The sequence below is a fragment of the Bradyrhizobium sp. Leaf396 genome (genome assembly GCF_001424605.1).
Classification (GTDB): domain Bacteria; phylum Pseudomonadota; class Alphaproteobacteria; order Rhizobiales; family Xanthobacteraceae; genus Bradyrhizobium; species Bradyrhizobium japonicum_C.
Genome location: NZ_LMQJ01000008.1, coordinates 42,692 through 56,955, shown reverse-complemented (window position 1 = coordinate 56,955; position 14,264 = coordinate 42,692). Strand labels below are relative to the sequence as shown.

The window sequence follows — 14,264 nt, the reverse complement described above, 5'->3', positions numbered from 1 at the left end:
AGAATTAACCATCCGACGGCAGCCCTTGCGCGAGACCGCGAAAGCGCAGCGGTGCCGGGGCCGATGCCCGCTGCCACCAATCGGCGACCCGGTCGTCGAGGGCAGTCACACCGCGCCCCTGGCCGGGGAAGATGCGAATCTGCTGGATCGCCTCGGCCTCGAAACGTTTGGCCTTCCGCGTGATCTTGATCGCGGCGCCTTCGCGATCCCGCTGGGTCAGCGGCACCAGAAGACGGCCGCGCGGACGCAGCGACCGCAGCCAGAGCGGATGCGGGTGCGAGAAACCGGCATGCACAATGATCACGTCGGCGGGTTCGACGACATCCTTGCATCCGTCGCCATGGACGACCGTGACGTTGCCATAGCCGCGCAAATAGTTCCCCGCTCGGGCCGCGAGCCGCTCATCGCATTCGATCGCATGCACGTGGCCCTTTGGGCCGACCATCCTCGACAGCACCGCGGAGAAATAGCCGAGGCCGCAGCCGATCTGCACGACACGCTCTCCCTGCTTGACGTCGAGTATGTCGATCAAATGCGCCCACAGGCTCGGCAACCCCGTGTCGAGCTTGCGACGCGCGTCGATCGCGACCAGCACATTGTCGTAGAGATGGACCGGATCTGCATCGGGCGTCAGCCGGTAGCTGCGCGCCGCCTCGTCCTTGATGCGCCAGGGTCCGCGCGGCAGAAAATCCTCACGCGGAACGGCAGCAAGCGCATCGAGCAGGCGCTTTGAGGAAATCAGCTCGCGCCTGGCAATCAATCCCACATAGCGCGCACGTGCGGCGGCAATATCCCGCATGTCACAGATCGGCCTGCTCGCGAGCGGGCGCATCCGCGCCAAGCTCGTTGACGAGCTGCATCGCCTGCTTCAGGTCCGCCGTGTAAAGGCCCTCGCTGAATTTGGCCACGATCGGCACCAGCAGGAGTCTTGCGTGCTCGCGCTTGCCGGTTTCAAGCGACAGGCGCGCAAGGCTGACGGCGGTGCGGAGCTCCCAGGACAGCGCACCCTGCTTGCGTGCGATCTCCAGGGATAACTCGAACAGACCTTCGGCCTCCTGCACCGAGACCGGATCACCGTCCGACAGCGTGATCTCGCCCTGCAGGCGATGGACCTCGGCGAGGTAGGAATGATCGCCCGTGCGCCTTGCCGTCGCGAGCGCACCATCGAGGGCGCGCAGGGCGGCCTCGCGCAACCCAACCTTGGCATAGGCTTCCGCGAGCAGGCAGCGGAACCAGCAGCCGGCCAGCCAGGAATCCATCGCCTCGTACTCGTCGAGGCCGAGGCGCATCTGGCGGAGCCCTTCGTCGGCGTCGCCGAGCTGAGCCAGCGCCCAGCCGCGCAGGATCGCCGCCTGCTGCTTCCAATGCAGGAAATTGTGCTCGGTGGCGATGATCATCGCGCGGTTGGCATGGTCGCGCGTGCCCTCGACGTCGCGCAGATGCTGACAGAGATAGGCACCGAACACGAGAGCGAAAGCGAGGGTGAAGGGATGCCGGATCTTCTCCGCATTCGCGATCGCCTGCTCGCTATGCTGGCGTGCTGCGTCGGGGCGACCAAGGAACCACAGGAGATAGCCGAGATAGGACAGCGAGACCACTCCGGGATCGGTGCCGTGTCGCTCCATCAGATCGGAATGCAGATCCGGGCTGTAGAGGTTGATGCACCGGTGCAAATGATGCTGGGATGCGGCAAAGCGCCCACGATAGAGCATGGTCATCGCGATCGAGCGGTGCGCTTCGATCAGGTATCCGGTCTGCTGCGCCGGCTGCGCCCGCTCGTTCAGTCGCGCGCGCTTGGCGAACCTCAACAGCTCGACGCTGAGTTCGTGCGCGCGGGTCAGATCTGCGCGGATGAAATGACAGACCCAGAGGCCGCGGGTCGCAGCGAAGGCCTTTTCGTCGTCGTCGAGCTGATAGCCGAGCTCCAGCGCGCGGGTATAGTTCTCCTCGACTTCCTGCACCGCGTAGCCCTTGGCGGCAATCAGCGCATTGCCGAGCGCAATGCGCAGCTCGAGCTCCATCTCGTCTGCGCCCTGCATGCGCGCATTGGCTTGCACGACCGCGAGGCCGCGGTGCAGATGGCCGATCGCCTCCAGATTGGCGCCGCTCTTGGCGGCCTGCTTGCCGGCCTTGAGCCAGAAGCTCGCAGCGCCCTCGCTCTGGCCGGATTCGGTGAGGTGATGGGCGAGCAGCTCCGGTTCGCGATCGGTCTTCTCCGGGTACATCTCGACGAGCACCTGGGCGATCCTGGAATGCAGCTTGCGCCGCTCGCTGTGTAGCAGGCTGTCATGCGCGGCGTTCTGGATCATCACGTGCTTGAAGGAGTAGAGCGCGTCCGGCGGATGGCCGCGGCGGATGATCAAACCCGCCTGCTCCAGATGATTGAGTGCCGCCTCGATCTGCTCGGCCGGTGTATTGGCGACGGCGTGCAGCGTCTCGTAGGAGAACTCGCGGCCGATCGTGGCACCGATCTGCGCAATCCGCTTGAACGGTCCCATCCGGTCGAGCCGCGCCATCAGCGAGTCGGTCAGGGTTGCCGGGATTGCGAGTTGCCGCCAGGGCCCCGACAACACATAGCGCCCGTGGCGCTCGGTCAGGAGGTTGGATTCAAGGACGGTCTTCGTCAGTTCTTCCAGGAACAGCGGCACGCCGTCCGTCTTGACGATGATCTCCTCCACGACCTCCTTGGGCAGCTCTCGACCGGCGACACGTTCGACCAGAGTCGTGCGAAGCTGCCGGCTCAGACGGTTCAGGACCAGGGTGGTGATGTGCGAATGGGCGTTCCAGCTTGGCTGGAATTCGACGCGCGCGGTGATGACGACCAGGATCGGGCGGTTCTGTACCCGCTCGACCAGCAGGTCGATCACCTCGCGGGACGTCGGATCGATCCAGTGCAAATCCTCGAACGCGATCACCAGCGGCATGTCGCGTGCAAGGCCGAGGAAGTGGTTGACCAGCGCCACAACGGTCGCATCCTTCTGCTGCTGCGGCGACAGTTCGAGCGGCGGATAGCGGTCCCCCGTTGGTATCGACAGCAGAGCGGCAAACAGCGGCGTGACTTGCTCGATATCGCCATGAGCGGCAGCGATCGCTTTTTCGAGGCTCGCCAGCGACAGCGCTGACGTATCATCGCGATCGAGGCCGAGCGAGAACTTGAGCTGCTCGACGAACGGATGGAACGCGGTGGAGGTGTAGTAAGGCGAGCACTGGAGCGAAACCTGCCCATGGCGGTCGCCCGATATCCGCTCGAAGATCTCCTGGATGATACGCGACTTGCCGATGCCGGGCTCGCCGAACTTGACCACGACCTGGCCGTCGCCGTCCTTGGCCTGCTGCCAGCGTCCCATCAACAGCGCGATCTCCTCCTCGCGGTTGACGAGGGGCGTCAGCCGCGTGCCCATGGCCGCGGCAAAGCGCGTCTCCACCCGCGAGGCGCGCACCACGTGCCAGACCTGCGTCTTCTCGGAGATGCCCTTCAAGTCGTGGACGCCCAGATTGCGGTAGTCGAACTTCCCCTTCAGCAGCGACTGCGTCGAAGCGGAGATCACGACGCCATTGGGCGGAGCCAGGGCTTGCAGGCGCGCGGCGAGGTTGACGGTTTCTCCCACCGCGGAGTCGCGCTCCTCGGTGCCCTGCCCGACGAGATCGCCGACCACGACGAGGCCGGTCGCGATTCCGATGCGCACGGCCGGCGAATGGCTCGGCGCACCACGCGGCTCGACCGCGCGCGCGCTCGACAGCGCCCTCACGATTTCCAGCCCGGCGCGCACCGCACGCTCCGCATCGTCCTCATGGGCGGATGGATAGCCGAAATAGACCAGGATACCGTCGCCGACGAAACGCGCGGCAAAGCCCTCGTAGTGCTTGACCACGCGGACACAGGTTTCGCGGAAGCCGGCAATCATGTCGCGGACGTCTTCCGGATCGAACTGCGTGGAAAGCAACGTCGAATCCACCATGTCGCAGAACATGGTGGTGAGTTGGCGCCGTTCAGCACCGACCTCCGCCCGCGCTTGTGGACGCACCGCTGCGGTGGGCGATTCCGCCGTTTCCGCCTGAAACAACGCCGCCATCGCCCGCTGGAGCCGCTTGCGATCGCCGAGCGGCAATCCGAGCTCGATCAGATCGGGTTCGGTCAGGTCCCCCATGACGTCGAGATCGAGACGATGCTGCGCGAACAGATCGCTGTAGCGGCCGAGGCCGATACCTTCGAGCCAGCGTTTCAGCTCGCCTTCTCCCGTGCCCGGCTCATTCTCCAGCATGGTGATTCTGCCCGACCATCACTCCGTCGAAGGGCTTAGAGCCCCTCAACCACAGATATTGGGGCCCAAACTTCACCTCGGACTGGACGCATTCCCTAACTTCTTGGAAGAATAGCTCAATCGCATCAAAAGGGAATGGCGTTGTCGGACATTGCATCCGGAGCAGATGAGAGATCAGCCGGCACGACGGCCGAAACCAGGATATTCGCGCATATCGGCGGCCTTCTCGAATTCTACGCGCGCAAGACACCTGGTGCGCCCGCACTCCTTGCCCCTGGACGGCCGGCCCTCAGCTATGGCGCACTGGGCGTATCGATCCGGCAACTGGTCGGCACCTTGCGCGACCTGGGCATCGCCCCGGCAGACCGCGTCGCGGTTGCGCTGCCACGCGGCGCCGACAGTGCGCTGGCGCTGATCGCGGTCGCCTCAGGTTGCGCCTGCGTCCCCGTCAATCCCGAACTGACGTCGGACGAGCTCCAACGCTATTTCAGCGAATTGAAGTTGGCGGCGCTCCTGACCCGAGCCGACATCAACTCGGCGAGCCGCGACGCCGCCAGGGCCCTCGATATCGCGGTGATCGATTTCGTGCCGGGGCCGGTCGGCGATCTCGGCGGTTGTGCGTTCGTCGGCCCGGCGATCGGAGCGGCGAATCCCAGCGGCGCCCCGCGCGGCGACGACGACGCCTTCATCCTGTTGACGTCAGGCACGGCGGCGCGGCCGAAAATGGTGCCGCTGACGCACCACAATGTCTGCCTGTCCGCTTACAACGCGGGCCACGTGCTGTCGCTCACGTCGCACGATCGGCTGCTCAACGTCCTCCCGCTGTTTCATGCCCATGGCCTGATCTCGGGTCTTCTCACGGCGCTGGCGGCCGGCTCCAGCGTGATCTGCACCGACGGGTTCGACGCCTCGTCCTTCTTCGGCTGGATGCGGGAGCTGCAACCGACCTGGTACACGGCGGTGCCGGCCATTCATCGCGCCCTGCTGACGGCGGCGGAAGCAGACCCGGACCGCGCCCGTTCGTCGTCGCTGCGCGTGATCCGCTCGGCCTCGGCCTCGCTCGCGCCTGCGCTTCTTCGAGGATTGGAGGCGACGTTCGGCGTTCCCGTGCTCGAGACCTACGGGATGACGGAAGCGGCCTCGCAGGTCGCAGCCAATCCGTTCGAGCTGCGCAAGGCCGGATCGGTCGGCCGCGCCGCGGGCCCCGAGATCGCGATCATGGACCAGGCCGGCCGCACGCTCGCAAGCGGCGCCCATGGCGAGATCATGTTGCGCGGGCCGAACATGAGCCGCGGCTACTACAATGACGATGCGGCGACGCAGGCGGCGTTCCGCAAGGGCTGGTTTCGGACCGGTGATCTCGGCTATCTCGATGAGGACGGCTATCTCTTCATCGTCGGCCGCATCAAGGACATCATCAACCGCGGCGGCCAGAAGGTCTCGCCGCTGGAGGTCGAAGAGGTCCTGCTCAGCCATCCGGCGGTGCTGGAGGCCGGCGTGTTCGCCGTCCCGCACGAAAAGCTCGGCGAGAACGTCGCCGCCGTCGTTGTGCTGCGGCCGAATGCCGAGGTGACTTCCGACCAATTGCGCCGGTTCGCCCGAAAGCGGCTTGCGCCCTACAAGGTACCGAGCTTGATCCGCAGCGTGGCAGCGCTGCCGAAAGGCGCCAGCGGCAAGGTGAAGCGCAACGCGCTGGCCGAGCTGATCGCAACAGCACACAGCCGCGACGAGATACGGCTGCCGCGCAATGCGATGGAGACCGAGCTCGCCGAGATCTGGGCTGGCCTGCTGGAGCTGCCGCAGGTCGGCGCCGACCAGGACGTGTTCGCGCTCGGTGCGGACTCGCTCGCGGTGACACAGATGCGCTCGCGGCTGCGCGAACGGTACAACGTCGATTTCTCTTTCGAGGACATCTTCGATTGCCCAACCGTCGCTGCGCTTGCGGCCCGGATCGACACCGCCGCAAACCGGCGCGAGACAGCGCTGCCGGCCTGGCAACGAGCCGCAGATGCAGACGCACCGCTGTCGTTCCAGCAGCAGCGGATGTACCTCCTTTCGCGGCTCGATTCGACACGCTGCAATTACAACGTCGTCGAAGTCGCGCTCCTGAAGGGCCCGGTCGACGTCGCCGCTTTGTCCGCAAGCCTCACCGCCATCTGCAAGCGCCACGAGGCGCTGCGAACCGTCTTCATCGAACGCCAGGGCGAGCCGGCCCAGCTCGTGCTGTCGTCGCCTCCGCGGTTCGAGCGCATCAAGCTCAGGCCCTGCCCCGCGCAGAAGCGGGCCGCTGTTATCAGGCACGAGGCGCTCAAGCTGGCGCAGTATCCGTTCGACCTCGCTCGCGAGCCGCTGCTGAAGCTGACATTGCTGTCGTTCGACAGAACCAACCACGCTCTGGTCGTCAACATCCATCATCTCGTCACGGACGGCTGGTCGCAGCGCCTGTTCTGGGAGGAGCTCGCCGTCCATTATGCCGCTTCGCGCAAGAAGGACCGGGCCGCACTGCCTGCGCCCGCCTTCCAGTATCGCGACTTCGCACTCTGGCAGCAGGGCTGGGCGCAGGCGCCGGCGGCCAGGGAGCAGCTCGATTATTGGCGGACACAGCTCGACGGTGTCACCACGCTGCCGCTGCGAACCGACAGGCCGAGGCCGGAAGTCTGGAGCGGTCACGGGGCGCGGCACTATCTCGAACTCTCCAAGAACCTGTCGGGCGAGCTGCGCGCGCTGAGCCAGGACCACGGCGTCACACCGTTCATGACGCTGCTCGCGGCCTTCCAGTGCCTGCTGTTCCGCCACACCGGGCATGAGGACGTCGCTACGGGATCGCTGATCGCCAATCGCAACCAGATCGAGAGCGAGAGCCTGATTGGGCTGTTCGCCAACACGCTGATCCTGCGCAATCATTTCGGTGGCGATCCCGGCTTCAGCGAGATGTTGCGGCGGGTGCGGCAGGTGACCTTGGACGCCTACCGCAACCAGGACCTCCCGATCGAGGAGGTGCTGCGCGCACTGCAGATCGCGCGCCGCAGCGACGGCAATCCGTTGTTCCGGATCATGTTCATCCTCCAGAACGCCTCGATCGAGGCGGCCCGCTTTCCCGGCCTTTCGATGCGGCGGCTGGAAGTCGATCCCAAGGTGGCGCGCTTCGACATCACTCTGGAACTGGTCGAGGCCGATGGTCGCTTCACCGGCTTCTTCGAATACGCCACCGATCTCTTCGACGCTGCGACCATCGAAGGCATGGCCGGCCAGTTCAAGACGCTGCTCAAGGCCGTCATCGCCGATCCGGAGCAGCGCATCTCGCGCCTGCCGCTTCTCACCGGGACGGAACGCCAGCAGCTGCTGGCACAAGGTCGGGGCCTGCCGGCCAATTTCACCGCGCGCGGCAATTTCATCGAACGCTTCGACCGGCAGATGAAGAAGACACCGGACGCCATTGCGGTGTCGGACGGAAGCACGTCGCTGAGTTATCGCGAGCTGGCGCGTCGCAGCCAGGCGGCCGCACGCTGGCTCAGCCGCGAGGGGATCGGCGCCGAGAGCGTGGTCGCCCTGCTTGCGGAGCGCGGGGCCGACCTGCTCGCCGCGATGATGGCAGTGCAGCGCGTCGGCGCGGCCTTCGTCAATCTCGATCCCGACCAGCCGGCGGCCCGGCTTACGACCATCCTCGGATCGAGCTGCGCCCGCATCCTGCTGACCGGACGGCCTCAGTCCACCTTGGCCGACGCCCTGCTCGCGCCGCTGGTCGAGCGCATTGAAGTGGCCGAGCTCGAAGACGTGATTGCCCCGGCGGCGACCAGGCCGGCTCGCGCCGCGCAGCGCGACGCCTCGAGCCTCGCCTATCTCGTCTATACATCCGGCTCGTCCGGCGCGCCGAAGGGCGTCATGATCGAGCAGCGCGGCCTGTCGAACCACCTGGCTTCGCTCATCTCCGAACTCGACCTTTCCGCCAGGGACGTGATCGCGCAGACCGCTCCGCAGAGCTTCGTCATCTCGGTCTGGCAGTTCCTTGCCGGACCGATGGTCGGCGCGCGCGTGCATGTCTGCGCCAATGCGATCGTGCGAGACCCGATCCTGCTGGCACGGGAGATCGCGCGCGAGGACATCACGGTGCTCGAGATCGTGCCTTCGCTGCTGCGCGTCATTCTGGATCGCATGGACGAGGCGCCTGTGCTGCGCGCCTTCTCAAAGTTGCGGCTGCTGATCTCGACCGGAGAGCCGCTGCCCGTCGAGCTCTGCCGTGCCTGGTTCGCCCGCTGTCCTGAAGTGCCGCTTATCAACGCCTATGGCGCGTCGGAATGCTCGGACGACGTCTCCCTGCATCGCCTGACCAAGGCGCCGGCGATCGCGATCGGCACCGTTCCGGTCGGCGCGCCGCTGCCGAACACCCAGCTCTACGTGCTCGACGCAAACCTTCAGCCGCAGCCCGTCGGAGTGACCGGCGAGCTCTGCATCGGCGGTGCCGGCGTCGGTCGCGGCTATGTCAACGACCCCGCGCAGACGCGGCAACGCTTTCTGCCCGATCCATTCTCACGCCAGGCGGGCCGGCTCTACCGGACCGGCGATCTGGCCAGACGCCGCTCCGACGGCACGATCGAATGCCTCGGCCGGGCCGACCATCAGGTCAAGATCCGCGGCTATCGTATCGAGCTCAAGGAGATCGAGAGTGCGCTTGCCGAACATCCAAACGTGCGTACCGGCATCGTCGAGCCGCGCCGCGAGGCGAGCGGCGACATCAAGCTGATCGCCCATATCGTCGCAGAGCCCCACAGCCGGAGCAGCGCCAGCGAGCTGCGCGGATTCCTGAAAGGCAGGCTGTCGGACCATGCCATCCCGTCCGCGTTTCTGTTCCTCGACCGGATGCCGCTCAATGCCCACGGCAAGATCGACCGCTCCGCGCTGCTGGCGCCTCCCCACGAGCCATCCGCAGCTGATGCTGCCGTACCGGCCCGGCGGTTCACGGAAAAGGTGCTCTCTGACATCTGGATCGACCTGCTGAAGGTCGAGCGGGTCGGTGTGACCGACAATTTCTTCGACCTCGGCGGCCATTCGCTGCTGGCGGGACAGGCGATGGCGCGCATTGCCCGCGCGCTCGGCGTATCGCTGCCGCTCAAGACCATCTTCGAGGCATCGACCATCGAACAGCTCGCCCGGCAGGTCGACGAAGCCGCGGCGGCGAAGCCGCACGAGCCTGCCGCAACCCTGCCGCGATCGGCTGCAGGCGGACTTCCTGCGCCTTCCATCGCGCAGGACCAAATGCTGCGGATCGAGCGAAATCTGCCGGGGCTGCCGCTCTTCAACCTGCCCTTCGCCTTCCGTCTGCAGGGCCCGCTCGATTCGGCCGCGCTCGCAAAGGCGATCGATGATGTCGTACGCCGGCACGAATCGCTGCGGACCGCGTTCGCCTGGAACGGCGATGAGCCCGAAAGCCGCATCGTCGCGCCTCGCACCCTCGGCCATGTCATGACCGTGGAGACGATCGGTGACGGCCATCCGCACACCAACAAGCGACGCAAGGCGCTCGAACTCAGGAAGATCGATCTCCTGATCAAGCAGGAGACCTATACCCCGATCGACGCCGCGCGCGCGCCGCTACTGCGCGCCCGGTTGTTGCGGCTGCACGACGAGGACCATGTGCTGCTTCTGACGCTTCATCATGCCATCGTCGATGGCTGGTCGATCGGCGTGCTGTTCGAGGACTTGTCGAGCCGCTATGCGGCGCTGGCCGGATATTCCTCAGTGCCGCTGCCGAAGCCGCCCCCGGCCTTTTCGGAGGTCGCGCGCTGGCAGCGCTGGTGGTGCGGCACCGATGCTGCGCGCCGTCAGGCTGCCGATTGGACGGAAAATCTGCGAGGAGCGGGCCCCGTCTTCGAGGGCGAATCCACCCCGGGCGCGTCCACCGGTCACCATCCAGTCAGCCTCGACCGCGAACTGATCGGCCGGATCTCGGCGCTGGGAGCCCAGCATAATGGCACGCTGTTCATGTGCCTGCTCACCGGTCTGAAGGCCCTGCTGCTGGCCCGGACCGGCCGCACCGATATCGTGGTCGCGACCGCCATGGCCAATCGTGCCCAGCCGGACACCGACCGAATCGTCGGGCCGTTCGAGAACACCGTGCTCATCCGCACGACGGTCACACCGGAGCTGTCGTTCACGCAGGCCTTGGCGCGGGTGCGCCAAGGCGTGCTCGACGCGCATGCGCGGCAGGAGCTGCCGTTCAACGTCCTGGCCGACCATCTGGAGCAGGAGGGGTTAGATCCCGCCTCGCTGCTCCAGGTGTATTTCACGCTGCAGAATCCGTTGCGTCAGCCGCTCGATCTCCCGGATCTCGCGACAGCGTCGATCGGCGACATCGCGCGTGAAGGCCAGCCGGTGCTGCCGATCGACCAGAGCTGGCTGTCGCTGATGCTCAAGGAGCGTCCGACCGGAGTCACCGGCACATGCAACTACAAGCGCGAATTGCTCGAGGGCCGAATGGTCGGCGAGTGGATGGAGAATCTCGTCGCGCTGCTGACTGCAGCCGCCGCCCAGCCCGACGCACCGCTCAGCCGGTTACTCGCGAGCAAGGCAGCCTGATCGACAACATCGCCAACGAGCACGGATTCATGCATCAATGCTGCGAATGATCAAGTTGCTGCTTGATTATTTGCCATCGCCGCGCGAGATTATTCTCGCGTTTTGATTTGGACTTATTTTCGATCGGGGGAGTGTTATGGGTTTCATCAAATTTACGAAGAAGACCTCGCTCAACGAGGAAGACCGCAAGGCGCTGCAAGACCTGCTCAATTTCGAGAAGCAGAAGCTCCAGAAGGAGCTGAAGGAAATCGAACAGAGCCTCAAGGCTCTGAGCGGGTCCAAGAAGAAATCCAAGAAGAAGAAGTAGGCTTCGTCGGTCGGATACTCCGTGCGACTCTTCGCAGATCCCTCTCGCTTGTCGAGTTGGGGTCTCGCACAAGCTTGCGCCTGTAAACCGGCCTGCAAATCGACAAGAATTCGCCCGGGTGAACCGCTAGAGAGGGTCCTCTTGGTTGATTCCTCAGCTGATGCTTCCCTCGGAACCGGGGATTTGGCCTCGCCTGACACTATGGGCCCATTGATGGCGGACGACAGAATCGAACTCTTCGTCGGGCTGATCGAGACCTTTGACGCGCCGGGCGCGATCGATGCGTGCCGACGCCTGCTCTCGGCCGACGAGCGGGCCCGGGCCGATCGCTTCAAGTTCGAGCGGCATCGACGGCAGTATATTTTCGCACATGCCATGTTGCGTCTGGCGCTGTCGCAGGTCGCCACCAACGTCGCGCCCTCCGACTGGGCGTTTGGCGCCGGCCGCTATGGGCGGCCGTTTGTCGCAGCGCCCGTGACCTCGACCGCGCTGCATTTCAGCCTGTCGCATGCCGACGGCTGCGTCGCCTGCGTGGTGTCGCGGCATGAGGCCATCGGCGTCGACGTGGAAACCGTGTCGCGGCGCGTCGCGCCGCTGTCCACCGCGCTGCGCTTCTTTGCGCCGGAAGAGGTCGAAGCGCTGCGCGGACTGCCGGAGCCCGCCGCCATCGAGCGCTTCTTCGACTTTTGGACGCTCAAGGAGGCCTATCTCAAGGCGCGGGGTTTCGGACTCAACCTGCCGCTCGATGGCTTCGCGATGCAGGTCTCGCGCGAGGCCATCGAGATCAGCTTCAAGCCCGACATCGCCGACGATCCGGACGGCTGGCACTTCTCGCTGTGTTCGCCATCGCCGTCGCATCGCCTCGCGATCGCCGACGGCTCCCGTGCGAACGGCGGCCTTCCGATCAGCCGCAATGCCTGGCCGCTCCGGGAAGCGGCTGAATGACGCCGCGGCGGCTGCGTATCTTTCCCGCGATTTCACGCAACCGCAATCCCAACACCTATGTCGGCGAGCTGATGCGGGTCGCGCAGTTCGCCGACCGCAACGGGTTCGAAGGCATCCTGCTGTTCGAAGGCAACGATGTGTTCGTCGAGCCATGGGCGATGGCCCAGCACATCCTGGCAGAGACGACGCGATCTTCGCCGCTGATCGCCGTCAATCCCGTCTACATGCATCCCTTCACGGCGGCCAAATTCGTCTCGTCCTTCGCTCAGCTGCACGGCCGTAAGGTCTACCTCAACATGATCACGGGGACGGCGATCAGCGATTTGCACGGACTGGGCGACGACCAGTCGCATGCCGATCGTTACGTTCGACTCGGTGAATTCGTCGTGCTGATGCGTCAGTTGCTGGAAAGCCCGCGGCCGCTGAATTTCGACGGACGGTTCTACCGCGCCAGCAATCTGCAACTTCGCCCGCGCCTGCCTGCGGAGCTGATGCCGGAATTCTTGATCGCCGGCCAATCCGAGGCGGCCCAGCGCGTCGCGAAGGAGACCGGCTGCATCAAGATGCAGATGCTGCCGCCCGATCTCGATCACGGGCTGGACGTATCGGGCCTGAACTTTGGAATTCTTGCACGCGAGAGACGCGACGAGGCTCGGCAGGCTGCAAAAGCACGCTTCCGCGACAATCCCGACGATCGCGAGCTGCTCGCGCTCACCGTGGAGAACAGCGACTCCGTGTGGAAGCGGCGGCTCTATGAGGGACAGAGCGGCGAGCTTGCCGACAATGGCTATTGGCTGCTGCCGTTCCTGAACTTCCAGGCGGACTGCCCGTATCTGGTCGGCAGCTACGAGGAGATCGGCGCCAAGCTGAAGACTTTTGCGGCGGGGGGCCTGACAACGATCATGCTCGACATGGTCGCCGACGAGACCGAGATGCAGCACGTCTGCAGGGCGCTCGCCGCGAGCGGGATGTTCTAGATACTTGCGGGCGCTGCTCTCTCGTCGCTTTGGCTGGGAGAAACGACCGAGAGCTCACCTTGCCTCTTCGAATCCCGACAGCACCGAGGTCAGGTTGGCGCCAAGGATATCAGAGAGATAACCGCCCTCCTGCACGAGCACGGTCGGCAGGCCCATCTTCGCGATGGCCTGGCCGATGCGGCGGAAGCCGGGCGTGGTGACGGCCAGTCCCTTCAGCGGGTCGTGCTCGGAGGCGTCGAGACCGAGCGCGACGACGAGTGCGCCCGGCGCAAACGACTCGATCGCCTTGCGCGCGAGGTCCAGCGCCTGCATGTAGCCGTCATCGCCGGTACCGATGGCCAGGGGAATGTTGAGATTGGTGCCGAGGCCGGGTCCTTCCCCGCGCTCATGCGCATAGCCCCACACGTAGGGATAGTACGCGACGGGGTCGGCATGGATCGAGATCGTATAAACGTCGGGCCGGGCGTAAAAAATGCCTTGCGTGCCGTTGCCGTGATGAACATCGACGTCCAGAATGACGACGCGCTCGTGCTTCTGGCGCAGATGCGCCGCCGCGATCGCGCTGTTGTTGAGGAAGCAGAAGCCGCCGGCCATGTCGCGATAGGCGTGATGGCCCGGCGGACGGCAGAGCGCGTAGGTCGCATCCTCGCCGTCCATCACCATCTGCGCGGCGGTGACTGCAACGTCGGCCGCGGCGCAGGCGGCCGCCCAGGTGCCCGGACCGATCGGCGCTGCGGTGTCGGCCGTATGCCAACCGAGCTTGCCGACGATGTGGGTGGGATAGGTCGCGGCATGACGCACGGGATGGATGTTGCCGATCATCTCCGGGCCGGAATCGCCGAGCGCAGTCCAGGCCTCCCAGGCCTCGCTCAGGAACGACAGATATTCCGGACTGTGGATGCGCGCGCGCGGGCCCTGCCCGAACGTCGTCGGCTCGATCAGTTGATGCTTGCCGTCCTTCAATCCCTTGAGCAGGCGATCGGCGCGCTCGGGCTGCTCGGTGGTGCGCTTGACCACGCCGCGAACCAGGAAGAATTGCGGATCGTGGCTGCGATGCAGTTCGGTATAGACGGCTTTCACTCAAACACTCCGTGGTCGCAGGTTCTGACCTGCCACGAAAGTCTTGATCTCCGCGGCCGCGAGATGCAAGCAAGAAGAATGCCGCACCCGTCGCGCGGCTCTGCGCCGGATGCAGATCGT

At 65.4% G+C, this 14,264-nt stretch carries 7 protein-coding genes; 4 read left to right on the top strand and 3 right to left on the bottom strand.

Annotation, left to right across the window (positions count from 1 at the left end):
* Positions 1–4: 4 nt before the first annotated feature.
* Complete coding sequence (locus ASG57_RS09970) at positions 5–799, bottom strand: protein-L-isoaspartate O-methyltransferase family protein (protein ID WP_024341706.1); 795 nt, start codon at positions 797–799, stop codon at positions 5–7.
* Between the two features lies 1 nt (position 800).
* Positions 801–4,262, bottom strand: coding sequence for an ATP-binding protein (locus ASG57_RS09965; RefSeq protein ID WP_024341707.1), 3,462 nt, complete (start codon positions 4,260–4,262; stop codon positions 801–803).
* 135 nt (positions 4,263–4,397) lie between these two features.
* Between ASG57_RS09965 and ASG57_RS09960 the strand changes: the two genes are divergently transcribed.
* The 4 genes from ASG57_RS09960 to ASG57_RS09950 all read left to right on the top strand — a co-directional run bounded on the left by ASG57_RS09960 (position 4,398) and on the right by ASG57_RS09950 (position 13,064).
* Positions 4,398–10,835, top strand: coding sequence for a non-ribosomal peptide synthetase (locus ASG57_RS09960; RefSeq protein WP_024341708.1), 6,438 nt, complete (start codon positions 4,398–4,400; stop codon positions 10,833–10,835).
* 136 nt (positions 10,836–10,971) lie between these two features.
* A complete protein-coding gene (locus ASG57_RS38610) occupies positions 10,972–11,142 on the top strand; it encodes a hypothetical protein (protein ID WP_196232413.1) in 171 nt (56 codons plus the stop codon).
* Positions 11,143–11,355: 213 nt separating this feature from the next.
* The gene (locus tag ASG57_RS09955) at positions 11,356–12,087 is read left to right on the top strand and encodes a 4'-phosphopantetheinyl transferase family protein (RefSeq protein ID WP_024341709.1); all 732 of its coding nucleotides are present in this window, start codon (positions 11,356–11,358) and stop codon (positions 12,085–12,087) included.
* Positions 12,084–13,064 carry an LLM class flavin-dependent oxidoreductase gene (locus ASG57_RS09950; RefSeq protein WP_024341710.1) on the top strand — a complete coding sequence of 327 codons (981 nt, stop codon included), beginning with the start codon at positions 12,084–12,086 and terminating at the stop codon, positions 13,062–13,064. Before ASG57_RS09955 ends, ASG57_RS09950 begins: the two co-directional genes overlap by 4 nt.
* 54 nt (positions 13,065–13,118) lie before the next feature.
* On the opposite strand, the gene ASG57_RS09945 is transcribed toward ASG57_RS09950, so the two are convergent.
* Positions 13,119–14,144: a histone deacetylase family protein gene (locus ASG57_RS09945; protein ID WP_024341711.1), complete on the bottom strand. Its 1,026-nt coding sequence runs from the start codon at positions 14,142–14,144 to the stop codon at positions 13,119–13,121.
* Positions 14,145–14,264: the final 120 nt, after the last annotated feature.